Source organism: Yersinia massiliensis, from assembly GCF_003048255.1.
In the GTDB taxonomy this organism is placed as follows: Bacteria; Pseudomonadota; Gammaproteobacteria; order Enterobacterales; family Enterobacteriaceae; genus Yersinia; species Yersinia massiliensis_A.
This window is the reverse complement of sequence record NZ_CP028487.1, coordinates 4,395,942-4,409,732: the sequence shown is the minus strand read 5'-3', so window position 1 is coordinate 4,409,732 and position 13,791 is coordinate 4,395,942. Positions and strand designations below refer to the sequence as shown.

Below are 13,791 nucleotides of genomic sequence, written 5' to 3'. Positions count from 1 at the left end.
GTGCTTTCTGGTAATCTTTAGCGTGATTCTCAACTTCGAATGGGGAAAAAAATGCGGATTAAAGTGTTACTCGGTCTTTCAGCTGCGGTATTGCTGGCTGGCTGTAGCTCCACTAACCAACTGAGTTCAGCAGGCGAGCAAGTGAAGTTTGCTGATACCAAACCGGGGAGTGAATGTCAGTTAGTCGGTCAGGTGACTGGGGTTCAGAGCAACTGGTTCTCAGGTGGCGGCGGTGAAAGCAGTTCTATGCGCGGTGCGGCGAATGACTTGCGTAATAAAGCTGCGGCAATGGGTGGCAACGTGATCTACGGTGCAACCAGCCCGAGCGAAACCTTCCTATCGAGCTTTGCACCACTAGACAGCAAAATGGTTGGCGAAGTCTATAAGTGCCCTTGATAGCGGCTGTAGTGTGAATCTTGATCAATCAGGGGACGCATAGCATCCCCTGATTTTTAACTATGTCATTATTTAAAACTGTCACTATTTAAAACTGTCATTATTTAAAACTGTGGCTCGACTGGCCGTTATCACTCGCTTTGCATTAATCGCAAATCCAGCGGCGTTTTACTTGGCTGCCCACCGATCTCTCTCGCCAAACGTGGAACCAGATAACCGGACACGCGGCTGAGCAAGCCTTTCATTAATTGTCGTGCTTCATCATCATCGACCATAAAGTGAGCAGCACCTTGCACTTTATCTAATACGTGGATGTAGTAAGGCAAAATCCCAGCATCAAACAAAGCATTGCTTAATGCTGCCAGTACATCGGCATCATTATTGATCCCACGTAGCAGCACACTCTGGTTTAACAGCGTCACTCCCGCCTGTTTCAGCTGTGCCATACTGTCTCGCAAGGACTGGTCGATTTCATTGGCATGGTTGATGTGTGTGACCATTAATACCTGCAACCGTGAATCACCAAGTCGCTGACAGAGCGTTGGTGTAATACGATCAGGAATCACCACCGGCAGCCGTGTATGAATTCGTAACCGTTTGATGTGGCTGATACTTTCTAGTTCATCTAATAGCCAACTGAGTTCGCTATCTTTTGCCATCAACGGGTCACCTCCCGAAAAGATGATTTCATCCAATTCGGGGTGTTGGCGGATATAGGTTAAAGCCTGACGCCAATTAGCCTTATTACCTTGGTTATCTTGATAAGGAAAGTGACGGCGGAAACAATAGCGGCAATTGACGGCACAACCGCCTTTCACCAGTAATAGCGCGCGGTTGCGGTATTTGTGCAACAGACCGGGAACCACGCTACGTTGTTCATCAAGCGGATCGTTGGTAAAACCGGGCGCAGCGATAAACTCTTCACGTGCAGTCAGCACTTGAAGCAGTAAAGGGTCAGCAGGATCACCTGGTTGCATACGCGCAACAAATGCACGCGGCACTCTGAGCGGGAATAAACGCCGCGCCGCAGTGCCTTGTTGCAGGTTAGGGTGTTCATTTAAGAACAGAATTCTTAGCAATTCGTCCGGATCAGTAATTACATCGGCGAGTTGTTGCAACCAATCTTCTCTAATTGGCATGTTTCGGGTTACAATACTTGCCATTTTTTAGGCTTACTACCAGTTTCTTGAGGACCATTATGGCCACTTATTATAGCAACGATTTTCGTCCCGGTCTTAAAATCATGTTTGAGGGCGAGCCTTATGCAGTTGAGGCCAGCGAGTTCGTAAAACCAGGCAAAGGACAAGCTTTTGCTCGCGTTAAAATGCGTCGCCTGTTGACTGGCGGCCGCGTTGAGAAAACCTTCAAATCTACTGACTCAGCCGAAGGCGCAGACGTTAACGATCTGAACCTGACTTACCTGTACAACGACGGTGAGTTCTGGCACTTCATGAATAACGAGACTTACGAACAGTTGCAAGCTGATGCTAAAGCGATTGGCGACAATGCTAAGTGGCTGATTGACCAAGCCGAATGTATCGTAACTCTGTGGAATGGCCAGCCAATCGCTGTCACTCCGCCAAACTTTATTGAGCTTGAAATTACTGATACAGACCCAGGTCTGAAAGGTGATACAGCGGGTACAGGTGGTAAACCTGCAACGCTGAGCACCGGTGCAGTCGTTAAAGTGCCATTATTCGTACAGGTTGGCGAAATCATCAAAGTTGATACCCGCTCTGGCGAATACGTTTCTCGCGTTAAGTAAGCTTAAGAGAGCACTAGGCTCGCTCAATAGCGAGTTTGGTCAATCAGCTGCGTTGAGAATAAAAGAAAACCGCCCAAAGGCGGTTTTCTGCTTTCTAGACCAGATGCATCTCAGTCGAATAGCAGTGCCAATGAAGTGCGAAAAAGCGTAATACAGTTTTTATGACTATCCTTATAAAGCGACTATGCCAAAGCCCTATAAGGAATTTTGATCATGTTGAAGAAAAGCATCGCTATTATTTTCTCACTGTTGGTTATCTCTTCATTGAGCGCCTGCAACACAACAAAAGGTGTGGGCAAAGATGTACAAAGTGCCGGCAGCGCGATTGAACGAAGCGCTGAATAAACCTCGATGATGTTGCTATCGGCGGCAACTTCCGCCGAATTTCCTTTCTCACGTTGAAGATATTGCTGCTTATTATTAGGCGTGATAACTTATCCCTCTGATCTTTTGGCTGTTCTGGACGACCTGAACACGCATCTATTTTCTGGGGACGACCCCGCCTAAGCGAGGTAGTTACCATGGCTTGGATTATTCTGGTTATTGCGGGTTTATTAGAAGTCATTTGGGCGATTGGCCTGAAATACTCTCACGGTTTTACGCGTCTGAATCCCAGCATTATTACCATCGTGGCGATGGCGGCGAGTGTTTTCTTGCTGGCCTATGCCATGAAAACATTACCTGCGGGTACGGCGTATGCTGTTTGGACCGGTATTGGTGCGGTAGGGACGGCGATTTTAGGTATCGCGTTGCTAGGTGAATCGGCGAGCTTGGCACGGGTGTTGAGTTTGGGGTTGATTTTGGCTGGGATTATTGGGTTGAAGTTGGCGTCATAAGAGTGGTTTTTGTTTTAGTTGAGGGATTCAGGTGATCGGTTCGGTTGACATGAGATCGGCGATCACCTTGGCTCTGATGCCTCAACTGCCAAATGGGCAATGAGCGTGGCCCCTTGTGGAATCCCGCGCTTCGCACGTATCGCTTGCCTGCTTCGCAGGTGGATCCGGTTGCTTGGCTTGGCTTGGTTTGGTGATCGGTTCGGTTGACATGAGATCGGCGATCACCTTGGCTCTGATGCCTCAACCGCCAAATGGGCCATGAGCGTGGCCCCTTTGGATACCCGCGCTTGCGCACGCATCGCTTGCCTGCTTCGCAGGTGCCCTCACTCATCGTTTCGGCTGACGGACCGGGCCGATTCACTCCTGTTCAAGCGGCCCTCGCTCGGCATCCATGCCTCGCGTCCTACCTTCTCTCTTCATTCGGCAGCTCAAATGTGCTTTTGAACTTCAAGGTCAAAACCATGATTTATAGGTCTTGGGTCTTGGGTCTTGGGTCTTGGGTCTTGGGTCTTGGGTCTTGACGTTGAGCGCAATTAGGAATATTGCCGACAAAGATTGCAGGCCGAATGAGCCGCATGGACGCGGCGAAAGGGGCTGTCGAGCTGGGAGCGAGTCAGCGCCGGTTCGATAAGCCAGCAAGCTGCCGGAGGGAATGGCGAAGCCACAATATTTCGCGCAAAGGCGCGGGTGTTGGGCCGCCGCCCTGCGGCCCGACTCGGTTGAGGCTACGAGGTTAAAGTGGCCGCAGAACGCCTCTCAACCGAAACCAGATCCAATCTGCTGTTAAATCATCAGAGATAAGATGATAAAATGACCACCTTACCTCTCCCCCTGCTCAACCCAAATCAACTGCTCCACCGGAAAACCATACTGCTTCGCTACCGCGACCAAACGATCACGAGTCTGGTTATCAATGGTTGGCGTGCGGGATAAAATCCACAGGTAATCTCGGTTAGGACCGGCAATCAAGGCATGCTGATACTCATCATCTAAATCAATCACGTTATAGCCGCCATAGAATGGCCCGAAGAATGACACCTTCAGTGAAGCTTGTTGCGGCGACCCAATAAAATAGGCTTTCCCAATACTCTCCTGCCACTGCTGTTTCTTGGCGTTATAACCGCGATTAGTCACTTTTACGCCACCATCATCGCGGAGTGTGTAATTTGCGGTGACATGATCGAGTCCACGCTCAAACGAATGATCCAGACGCGCAATCTCATACCATGTCCCAAGATAGCGGGGTAGTTGGAAGTTATCGACGACCTTCACGTCTTTTGGCGGTGTGACACTACAGGCGACAGAGAGCAGAGTCGCCGCTAACACAGAGAGTTTTGACCACAGACGCATTAGCATTCTTTCCTATTTCAGCCAGTGAACTGTTACTGAGAATAGCTATCATCTGTTAGAGGCGCAAATGGATGAATCTGAGTTATAAGCGAGAGGGATAAAAAAACGGCCCAGCAGAAGTGCGGGCCGTTGATAAGTATTGATTAGGTTTAGGCGATTACAGCGCCAAAACTATTACAGTGTTAAAGCGACTACAGTGTTAAAACACCAATAATAGCGACGACACTCAGAATTGCAGCCAAACCATAGAAGACCCATTTCCCTGCGGGGACGTGGATTTTCAAATCATGCATGGCGTGATGGATACGGTGCAAACCACACCACAGTGGCAGAATAATCATTAGCAGCAGGAATACGCGGCCAATAAAACTCTGACAGAACGCCAAAATACGTTCATAGCTCAATGCATCGCCTGGGAAAGCGCCCAATGGCAGCAAAATCGCCACCAACAAGATAACTGCAGGGGCGATAATGGCACTCCACATGCCGCCCGCACCAAACAGACCCCAGAAGATAGGTTCATCGGAGCGCTTAGGAACTTGATTCATCTTATTTTCCTCCGAGTTAGAGTAATGCAACGGCTAAAATAATCGCGGTAGCCACGACCGTTACCACCCACAGTGCCTTGATAATTGGCCCTGGACCCATTTTTTCGCTATCTACGATGACAATTGCCGCTTTAGGCGCCAGTTCAAACCATGTTTTGGTATGTAACACTGCGGCCAATAACGTGATGATATTGATCAGGAGAACCAGCGGATTTTGCAGGAAACCAACGAAATTTTCCCACCCGGCTGGGCCACTTTTCAACGCGAATACGCCATAAATCATCAGAATACTGAACCACACAGTGGGAACTGATGTCCCTTCACGCAACATGTAAAAACGGTAGAAACCAAGGCTTTGCCACCAGTTAGGGGCCATGGTGCGGACATAAGCTTTACGTTTAGTCGTCATTTTTGTCTCCCCTCCCTTATTGTGGTTTCAGCATGGCGATCATGAAGTCTTTGGCACTTTCGACCTTGCCCTGCTGGATAGCAGCGGCCGGATCAACGTGTTTCGGACACACTTCAGAGCAGTAACCGACGAAGGTACAGCTCCAGACACCATTTTTACCGTTAAGCTGAGGCATACGCTCTTTCTTGCCGTGGTCACGGGTATCCAGATTGTAACGGTGCGCTAACGTAATCGCAGCTGGGCCGATAAATTCTGGATTTAAGCCAAACTGCGGGCAAGCGGCATAGCACAAACCACAGTTAATACAGCCGGAGAACTGATGGTATTTCGCCATCTGTGCTGGGGTCTGCTTATTAGGGCCATCTTTAGGTTTGCGTTCATTACCAATGATGTAGGGCTTGATGGCTTCCAGACTTTCGATAAAGTGAGTCATATCAACCACTAAATCACGCTCGATCGGGAAGTTACCCAGCGCCTCTACTTTCATCCCTGCGGTATATTCGCGCAGGAAGGTTTTACATGCGAGCTTCGGCACTTTGTTGACCATCATGCCGCACGAACCGCAAATCGCCATCCGGCAAGACCAGCGATAAGACAAGTCTGGCGCGAGGTTATCTTTGATATAGCCCAACGCATCTAGCAGTGAGGTTTGCTCATCGTAAGGAACTTCAAAGGTTTCGAAGTGAGGTTCGCTATCACGTTCTGGGTTATAGCGCATGACCTCCATTTTCAGGACTTTCATATCAGTCATTCGCCTGCTCCTTATCCTTCAAATCTTTTGCATCTTGAGCGGTGGCTTCACCACCATAAACACGTTTAGCCGGTGCCAGCTTGGTAATTTTTACGTCGCTGTATTCAAGACGTGGTGCGCCACCTGGGGTATGGAAGGCCAAAGTATGCTTCAGGAAGTTTACGTCATCACGCTCAGTACAGCCTTCATCCAGACGTTGATGCGCACCACGAGACTCTCGGCGATTCAGTGCTGAGTGAGCCATACATTCAGCCACATCTAAGCCATAGCCTAGCTCAATGGTGTACAACAGATCCGTGTTGAAAACACTGGAGTTATCGGTAATTTTCACGCGTTTGAAGCGCTCTTTCAACTCAGCCAGCTTATCGACGGTTTTCTGCATCAATTCAGGCGTACGGTAAATACCGCAACCTTCTTCCATCGACAGACCCATTTCATCGCGGATTTTGGACCAATTCTCAGTCCCTTCCTGCTTCATTAAGTCACTCAGACGGGTTTCAACATCGCGGGTTTGGGCATCTAATGCGCTGCCGTTTGCAGGGCCAGTTTCCATGGCGCGCAGAGCAGCTTGTTCACCCGCCACACGACCAAAGACCACTAATTCTGCTAGGGAGTTAGAACCCAAACGGTTTGCGCCGTGCAGACCGACAGAAGAACATTCGCCGACAGCAAATAGCCCTTTGATGCGGGTTTCGCACTGTTGGTTAGTTTCGATACCGCCCATGGTGTAATGCGCGGTCGGGCGCACTGGGATCGGCTCTTTGACTGGATCGACACCCACGTAGGCTTTCGCTAATTCACAGATGAACGGCAAGCGTTCAAGCAGTTTTTTCTCGCCCAAATGGCGCAGATCCAGATACACCACATCACCACGCGGTGTTGCGATAGTGCGGCCAGCTCGCCATTCATGCCAGAAGGCTTGCGAAACTTTATCGCGCGGGCCTAATTCCATGTATTTGTTTTTAGGCTCGCCAAGGGGGGTTTCTGGCCCCATGCCGTAATCTTGCAAATAACGGTAACCGTCTTTATTGACCAGAATACCGCCTTCGCCACGACAACCTTCGGTCATCAGGATGCCAGAACCAGGTAGGCCGGTGGGGTGATATTGCACAAATTCCATATCCCGCAGCGGAACGCCGTGGTGGAATGCCATCCCCATACCATCACCGGTAACAATACCGCCGTTGGTATTATAGCGATAAACACGACCTGCACCGCCTGTCGCCATGACCACGGCATTCGCGCGGATTTGGACTCGGGTGCCTTCCATCATATTCATGGCGACGACGCCACGTGCTTGACCTTCATCAACCAGAATATCGAGGACGAAATGCTCATCAAAACGCTGAATTTGCGGGTATTTCAACGAGGTTTGGAACAGGGTGTGCAACATGTGGAAGCCGGTTTTATCAGCGGCGAACCACGTACGTTCAATTTTCATCCCACCGAAGCGACGCACGTTAACTGAGCCATCCGGTTTGCGGCTCCACGGGCAGCCCCAGATTTCCAACTGTGCCATCTCTTCTGGGCAACTGTGAACAAAATGGTCAACAACATCTTGTTCGCATAACCAGTCACCACCGGCGACAGTGTCATGGAAATGATAGTCAAAGGTATCGTGGTCCTGCGTGACGGCGGCTGATCCCCCTTCTGCGGCCACGGTATGGCTACGCATCGGGTATACTTTCGAGATCAGAGCAATCTTCAGCTGAGGGTTGGCTTCCGCTGCGGCTATTGCTGCACGTAAACCAGCGCCTCCGGCCCCGATAATGGCAAGATCGGCGTTAAAGGTTTGCACTGCGCTTCTCCATTGTTCAAGTGAAAAACTTATATCCTTCGCTCTTGGTATTGCTGCGGTGTGAGCCTGCTACCCTGCTGCTACACCAATGACGTTGGGTATATAAAGTGAATCTCTATTCTTAATCGGTTTTTTAATATTATTATCTGACTAACTTATTAGCCGGTAACGAGAATGCTGTTATTAAGGATAGCTATTTCTTACTTTTTGTATGGGCATAATTATACCCAATGCTAAGTAGTAGAAATTTGATGTGATCGATTGTTTTGTTTTATTTGAACCGCCTCAAAGGCATTACTGACAAAAACGTGATCCCAAACAGGATCTACTAGGCTTAACTCTTTTTCACAGAGTGAAATGCTGAATTCGCCGCAAAAAGCGCCCTGAGGGGAGGGAGATTTGTCTGAATGAGGAGATGCGAGTAGACTGCATCCCCTGTTTGATTTCGGAGTTAACCACCATGAGCGAAACGGCAAGCTGGCAGCCGAGTGCACCCATCGCCAATTTGTTGAAGCGCGCAGCAATAATGGCAGAGATCCGGCGCTTTTTTGCCGATCGTGGCGTATTAGAAGTTGAAACGCCGACCATGAGCCAAGCGACAGTGACGGACATTCATTTAGTCCCATTCGAAACCCGGTTTGTTGGCCCGGGCGCTGCCGATGGTTTGACGCTGTACATGATGACCAGTCCGGAATACCACATGAAGCGACTGTTGGCAGCAGGCAGTGGCTCTATCTATCAGTTGGGGCGCAGCTTCCGCAATGAAGAAGCTGGGCGTCATCACAATCCTGAATTCACCATGCTTGAATGGTATCGCCCACATTATGATATGTATCGCTTAATGAATGAGGTTGATGACCTATTGCAGCAAATTTTGGATTGCAATAGCGCTGAAACACTCTCTTATCAGCAAGCGTTTCAGCGTCATTTGGGTATCGATCCATTATCGGCAGATAAAGCACAATTGCGCGAAGCTGCAGCAAAACTGGATTTAAGCAATATCGCAGATACCGAAGAAGATCGTGACACGCTACTGCAACTGCTATTTACCGTGGGCGTTGAGCCACACATTGGCCGTGATAAACCTGCTTTTGTTTATCATTTCCCTGCATCACAGGCGTCACTTGCCGTGATTAGCACTGAAGATCACCGTGTCGCTGAGCGTTTTGAGGTTTACTTCAAAGGCATTGAGCTGGCGAATGGCTTCCATGAACTGACAGATGGCGATGAGCAGCTGCAACGTTTTGAACAAGACAACCGCAGCCGAGCTAAACGCGGCTTACCGCAGAATCCCATCGACATGAATCTGATTGCGGCACTAAAGCACGGTTTACCGGATTGTTCTGGTGTGGCGCTCGGGGTTGATCGTTTAGTGATGTTAGCGCTGAATGCGGAAAGATTGAGTGATGTGATTGCATTCCCAGTCAATATTGCCTAATCCCTTCTGTGCTCGGTGATACGCTCATCGCCGACTAGGATCAGCCAAAAAAATGGCCTGACACTTTATCGCGTCAGGCCATTTTTCTATCTATAAATGTACACCTTTAGAGACTGCCCGGCGAACGACTACGGCCCGAGGTAATGGTGCGCCCAGCGCCACGGCCCAATGTTTCCAGACGAGCTTGGAAAGGTGGGAATGGCAGAGTAATACCGTGCTCACGATAACCGGCCAGAATCAGCTGGTGGATCTCATGGCGCAATGGCATACGATGGCCCATTTCAGCGGCATAGATACGCAGCTCGAAAATCTGAATCCCTTGCTGAAGATCGACCAAATACACCTCGGGTGGTGGATTCTCCAATACCAACGTACAGCGTTGTGCGGCAGTCAGTAACACATCAGTCACTTCTTCGCTGCTGGTTTCAGCTGGCGCAGGCACCGTTAGCACCACACGGGTAATCGAATCAGACAGCGACCAGTTAATGAATTGCTCAGTAATAAACGCTTTGTTTGGCACAATTATTTCTTTGCGATCCCAATCTGAGATGGTGGTCGCACGAGTGTTAATTTTGGTCACGCTGCCTGTGAGATCGCGGATCGTCACGGTATCGCCAATACGAATCGGCTTTTCAAACAAAATGATCAGACCAGAGACGAAGTTGGCAAAAATTTCCTGCAAACCAAAGCCCAAACCTAAGCCTAATGCAGCAACTAGCCACTGGAATTTCGCCCATTCAATCCCCAGCATTGAGAAGCCAATCAGCCCACCAAACAGGATCAACAGATATTTGGTGATCGTGGAGATGGCATAACCCGTTCCTGGTGTCAGATCCAAATGTTGTAGCAGCGCCAGTTCCAGTAGAGCCGGTAAGTTACGGACTAATTGAGTGGTGACAATCATCACTAAGATGGCGATCAGCAATGATCCCATGGTGATCGCTTGCACAGACTCAATGCCGTTAACCGTCGATGAGACATCCCACAGACGAATATTCTCTAAGAAACCAAAAGCGGAGTGAATTTCAGACCACAGGGCGATCACGGACACCAAAGCGATCATGGTGAGAATCGATCGTACCAGCCGCAGTGACTGGGCGCTGATCACATCCAGATCAATGACTGGCTCTTCTACATCAATAGACCCTTCAGTGCTGTTATTGTGTGGCGTGTCTTCTTCACCTCGCGCGCGTTGCGCCAGAATATCGGCCCGACGCTGTTTCGCACGATCAAAGGCAATACGGCGCCGCTGGATTAACATCCAACGGCGGACAATGTGATAAATCACTAACAGGAAGAACCAGATGGCGACCGATGTCTCCAGTCGTGCTAATAGCGCCTGTGAGGTGGTGAGGTAACCGAGTGCTGATGCCAGCGCTGCGATTAAGGGCGCAGAGAGCAACAGCCCCCACAGCGCGGTGTTAATGATATTTTCCCCTGATCCTTTTTTATCTAAATAGAGGGGGATGCCTGCCCGCTTCAAGCTGTTGGTGACCAAACTTAAGGCGATACACAGCAAAATAAAGCACAACCGGCCGAGAGTACCGGCAAATTCACGGTCGTTATAATTCTCAAAAGTAATCAGGGCCATCATCAATGGGATAATGAGCCATACGGACATGCGATAAAAACGCATTGCGCGCCCAACTTGCGTGGGTGACCAACGGAAATGCGTGATAAACAGGCCATGTGGATGGGCAAACGAGGCACTTATCATAAACACCCACAGCACCGGTACAGTGGCAGTGACGGCATTCCCAATGGCGATAGCCATCGGGTAGGACCAAGCACTTTGTAGGCCATAACCGAGTGCGGCCCATAAGACCGGCAGCGGTAGTGCCACCAGAATTGACCAAAACACAGTCCGTAGCGTCAGAGAAAAGTGGTCTTGCGTGACTTTACCGACTCGGCTGCTGGCACGTTCAAGGAAGGCGTGATAGTGACGGCGTGAACTGATACTGAAACCCACAAACAGTATGGCACCAATAATTGGCAATAATGTTTCTTGGCTGGTCATCATCATGACAAACGCGCTGCTGAGCTGTGACAGGGTGTCCAGTGACAGCAGGCGGGTCAGGTCTTGGGCAACGCTAATCGGGTATGAGAGCGATATGGGACTGACATCTGCGACCCAAAATAGGTAGCGATGCGTCGCTTCGCGCACTTCACTCAGTGCATCTACTAACTGGCTATTCGCCACTTTTAGCTTCGTCAGCTCAAGAATCTGAGTGTCATAACCCGAGAGCAGAGAATTCAGCAATTCACGCTGTGTTCGCCATTGAGCATCCAGAATCCGTTGCTGCTCGGTGGTTAATGGTGTGCCATCATCTTGTTTTAATTTTACATCCTGCTGTTGCAGCTTATCCAACATATCTTCATATTGCAGGCGCTGAACCCGCAACTGAGCCATATCACGATCCAACTGCTGAGATTTTGGCACATCAGGTAATCTGGCCACCTGTGCGCGTAACGTTTCCCCCAGTGCGGTTGAAACGCCTAACCATTGGGCCTGCTCACGAATGGTACTGAGCGCTTGCCGAACTTGCTGTGTCTGTGCAACCGCTTGGCGCTGCTGCGAAGAAATAAGGTCAATACGCTGTGCTTGTTGATTCAGCGCTTGGGATAGCTCACGGTTTATTTGCAACTGCTGGGTGATGGATTCTGGCAGGTCACCGCCTTGCTCCGCCAACTGTTCAGTGCGCTCTAACGCTTGTTCAGCTGCCTGTTGGCGTTGATTATTCAGATTATTTCGCAACGTTTGCAGCTGGGCATCCACCCGTTCTTGCCGCTTCTTGTATAACTCTGCACGTAGTCGTGACAGCTCTTGCCGGTTATTGGCCGAGAGCTGAGAAAGCTCCAATTCATTGACTTTCGCTTTGCGCGCGACCATTTCAGCTTGCAATAGCGTCAAATGTGCCTGTGCGACAGGGTTTGCGGGGTTACTTTGCGCCTGAAGCCGCGCGCCGATTTCGGTCAGAATACGCCGTGCTTCTGATTGTTGCTGCGGTAGTTGGTTGAGAGACTCGCTTATTTCCCGCGCTCGGTCTTGCTCTTGCTGCGACAGACGGCTTAGTTCCAGCAATTGACTGCTGATTTGCAGTACTTGCTGCTCTAGCTCTGATGTGGACAGATTATTGGGGACAGGCAGAGGCTTATCCCCTTCCTGCGCCAGTTCTTGCCGCAGTTCACGGGTCAGTTTAGGGAAGTCATCAATCGCTTTTTGATATTGCTGAGCACGAATATCAGCTTCTTTGGCATCCGCTAACCAGCTAAGGGCCCCTTGCAGCGCCTGAATAATCTCTGCCTGATTGGTCATTCCTTTGTTAGCTTCAACTTGTTTCAGTTCTTGCCGCAGTTGTTCTTCATTGGGTTGAGTTGCCGCATGAAGCGGCAAGGAGAACAACATGACAAATGACAACAAGAGGCCAGCCACCATTGACTGACTAAATGATAAGAGCGGGCCAAAAAAGCGAGAAATTATTGGGCGCAAATCAGGGTTCCTCAACATCGGTTACGTCGTCAGCAGCAAGCTAGCACGGCGGGGTGGTAGGGACGATTTCGGCCAATACTTCACCCATACGGGTGATAGAACCGCTGTTTAACTGTGGTGCTAAGTGTACTTTGCCTTCGGCGAACAGGTTAATCACCGTTGAGCCTAATTTAAAGCGGCCCATTTCTTGCCCTTTTTCCAGCACGACCGCGCCGTCAGTGCCGGCTTGCGGGTATGTCCAGCGGCGAATAACACCTTCGCGTGGTGGGGTGATGGTCCCTGTCCAAACTGTTTCGATGCTACCAACAATCGTGGCACCCACCAAAATTTGCGCCATCGGGCCAAATTCGGTATCGAAGATACAAATAACGCGCTCATTGCGAGCAAACAAATTCGGGACATTCGCTGCGGTTAATGGGTTAACCGAGAATAAATCACCGGGCACATAAATCATTTCACGCAAGACACCGTGACACGGCATATGTACGCGATGGTAATCACTTGGTGCCAAATAGGTGGTGACAAACTGGCCATTCTGGAATTCAGCAGCAAGCAGGTAATTACCGGCTAATAGCGCTTCTAAACTGTAATGGTGGCCTTTAGCTTGCAATATTTGCCCATCATGAATCATGCCTAACTGGCTGATAGCACCATCGGCAGGTTGGGCCAAACAGTTTTCTTCGGCTGTGATAGGGCGCACACCATCACGCAGTGGCCGCACAAAGAATTCGTTAAAGGTGCGATAAGCTGAGAACTCAGGATCCTGAGCTTCTTTCATATCGACTTTATAAAAACGGGCAAAAGCCTTGATCACCAGTTGAGTTAACCAGCCGCCTTGCTTATCCGCGCCCCAGCCAGCCAAACGGGTCAAACCCTGCTTTGGGAGCAAATACTGTAATCTGATTTTGATACTGTCTAGCACGTAGACCTCTTCGGTAAACGATAAAAATAAAGGGACGCAGTATTTTGCCCTGCGCCCGTTATGGAATATCGGCGATAAAAACCGCGCT

General features: G+C 49.7%; 13 protein-coding genes. 5 read left to right on the top strand and 8 right to left on the bottom strand.

Annotation, left to right across the window (positions count from 1 at the left end; translation table 11 throughout):
- Positions 1 to 51 precede the first annotated feature (51 nt).
- Positions 52 to 396, top strand: a complete 345-nt coding sequence (locus DA391_RS20520; protein WP_049605003.1) for a DUF4156 domain-containing protein — start codon at positions 52 to 54, stop codon at positions 394 to 396.
- A gap of 131 nt (positions 397 to 527) precedes the next feature.
- Here the strand turns inward: DA391_RS20520 and epmB are convergent, their stop codons facing one another.
- On the bottom strand, positions 528 to 1,559 hold the full coding sequence (gene epmB, locus DA391_RS20515) for an EF-P beta-lysylation protein EpmB (protein WP_050874875.1): 1,032 nt from the start codon (positions 1,557 to 1,559) through the stop codon (positions 528 to 530).
- A gap of 35 nt (positions 1,560 to 1,594) precedes the next feature.
- Here epmB and efp point away from each other — a divergent pair, with 35 nt between their 5' ends.
- From efp to sugE, 3 genes are all read left to right on the top strand, one after another.
- A complete protein-coding gene (gene efp / locus DA391_RS20510) occupies positions 1,595 to 2,161 on the top strand; it encodes an elongation factor P (RefSeq protein WP_019211364.1) in 567 nt (188 codons plus the stop codon).
- Between the two features lie 213 nt (positions 2,162 to 2,374).
- Positions 2,375 to 2,506, top strand: a complete 132-nt coding sequence (locus DA391_RS20505; protein WP_004392446.1) for an entericidin A/B family lipoprotein — start codon at positions 2,375 to 2,377, stop codon at positions 2,504 to 2,506.
- Between the two features lie 176 nt (positions 2,507 to 2,682).
- Positions 2,683 to 2,997 (top strand): quaternary ammonium compound efflux SMR transporter SugE, encoded by a 315-nt coding sequence (gene sugE, locus DA391_RS20500; RefSeq protein ID WP_019211363.1) that lies wholly within the window; start codon positions 2,683 to 2,685, stop codon positions 2,995 to 2,997.
- An 819-nt stretch (positions 2,998 to 3,816) separates the two neighbouring features.
- On the opposite strand, the gene blc is transcribed toward sugE, so the two are convergent.
- The 5 genes from blc to frdA form a co-directional block, all read right to left on the bottom strand.
- Positions 3,817 to 4,347: an outer membrane lipoprotein Blc gene (gene blc / locus DA391_RS20485; protein WP_108088156.1), complete on the bottom strand. Its 531-nt coding sequence runs from the start codon at positions 4,345 to 4,347 to the stop codon at positions 3,817 to 3,819.
- A gap of 191 nt (positions 4,348 to 4,538) precedes the next feature.
- On the bottom strand, positions 4,539 to 4,895 hold the full coding sequence (gene frdD / locus DA391_RS20480) for a fumarate reductase subunit FrdD (RefSeq protein ID WP_019211360.1): 357 nt from the start codon (positions 4,893 to 4,895) through the stop codon (positions 4,539 to 4,541).
- A gap of 16 nt (positions 4,896 to 4,911) precedes the next feature.
- Positions 4,912 to 5,304, bottom strand: coding sequence for a fumarate reductase subunit FrdC (gene frdC / locus DA391_RS20475; RefSeq protein ID WP_050080939.1), 393 nt, complete (start codon positions 5,302 to 5,304; stop codon positions 4,912 to 4,914).
- Positions 5,305 to 5,320: 16 nt separating this feature from the next.
- Positions 5,321 to 6,055, bottom strand: coding sequence for a succinate dehydrogenase/fumarate reductase iron-sulfur subunit (locus DA391_RS20470; RefSeq protein WP_050286602.1), 735 nt, complete (start codon positions 6,053 to 6,055; stop codon positions 5,321 to 5,323).
- The gene (gene frdA, locus DA391_RS20465; RefSeq protein ID WP_049604997.1) at positions 6,048 to 7,853 is read right to left on the bottom strand and encodes a fumarate reductase (quinol) flavoprotein subunit; all 1,806 of its coding nucleotides are present in this window, start codon (positions 7,851 to 7,853) and stop codon (positions 6,048 to 6,050) included. Before frdA ends, DA391_RS20470 begins: the two co-directional genes overlap by 8 nt.
- 460 nt (positions 7,854 to 8,313) lie before the next feature.
- On the opposite strand from frdA, the gene epmA reads away from it, so the two are divergent.
- Entirely contained in the window at positions 8,314 to 9,291 is a 978-nt protein-coding gene (epmA, locus tag DA391_RS20460) for an elongation factor P--(R)-beta-lysine ligase (RefSeq protein WP_050080937.1), read from the top strand.
- Between the two features lie 106 nt (positions 9,292 to 9,397).
- Here epmA and mscM read toward each other — a convergent pair whose 3' ends face one another.
- Both mscM and asd read right to left on the bottom strand, forming a co-directional pair.
- Entirely contained in the window at positions 9,398 to 12,781 is a 3,384-nt protein-coding gene (gene mscM / locus DA391_RS20455) for a miniconductance mechanosensitive channel MscM (RefSeq protein ID WP_409574509.1), read from the bottom strand.
- A gap of 40 nt (positions 12,782 to 12,821) precedes the next feature.
- Positions 12,822 to 13,703, bottom strand: a complete 882-nt coding sequence (gene asd / locus DA391_RS20450; protein ID WP_108088155.1) for an archaetidylserine decarboxylase — start codon at positions 13,701 to 13,703, stop codon at positions 12,822 to 12,824.
- Positions 13,704 to 13,791 lie beyond the last annotated feature (88 nt).

Excerpts from the sequence above, each read along its gene's own strand:
- DA391_RS20520 (WP_049605003.1), top strand. The coding sequence starts at position 52 with ATGCGGATTAAAGTGTTACTCGGTCTTTCAGCTGCGGTATTGCTGGCT.
- epmB (WP_050874875.1), bottom strand. The coding sequence starts at position 1,559 with ATGGCAAGTATTGTAACCCGAAACATGCCAATTAGAGAAGATTGGTTG.
- efp (WP_019211364.1), top strand. The coding sequence starts at position 1,595 with ATGGCCACTTATTATAGCAACGATTTTCGTCCCGGTCTTAAAATCATG.
- DA391_RS20505 (WP_004392446.1), top strand. The coding sequence starts at position 2,375 with ATGTTGAAGAAAAGCATCGCTATTATTTTCTCACTGTTGGTTATCTCT.
- sugE (WP_019211363.1), top strand. The coding sequence starts at position 2,683 with ATGGCTTGGATTATTCTGGTTATTGCGGGTTTATTAGAAGTCATTTGG.
- blc (WP_108088156.1), bottom strand. The coding sequence starts at position 4,347 with ATGCGTCTGTGGTCAAAACTCTCTGTGTTAGCGGCGACTCTGCTCTCT.
- frdD (WP_019211360.1), bottom strand. The coding sequence starts at position 4,895 with ATGAATCAAGTTCCTAAGCGCTCCGATGAACCTATCTTCTGGGGTCTG.
- frdC (WP_050080939.1), bottom strand. The coding sequence starts at position 5,304 with ATGACGACTAAACGTAAAGCTTATGTCCGCACCATGGCCCCTAACTGG.
- DA391_RS20470 (WP_050286602.1), bottom strand. The coding sequence starts at position 6,055 with ATGACTGATATGAAAGTCCTGAAAATGGAGGTCATGCGCTATAACCCA.
- epmA (WP_050080937.1), top strand. The coding sequence starts at position 8,314 with ATGAGCGAAACGGCAAGCTGGCAGCCGAGTGCACCCATCGCCAATTTG.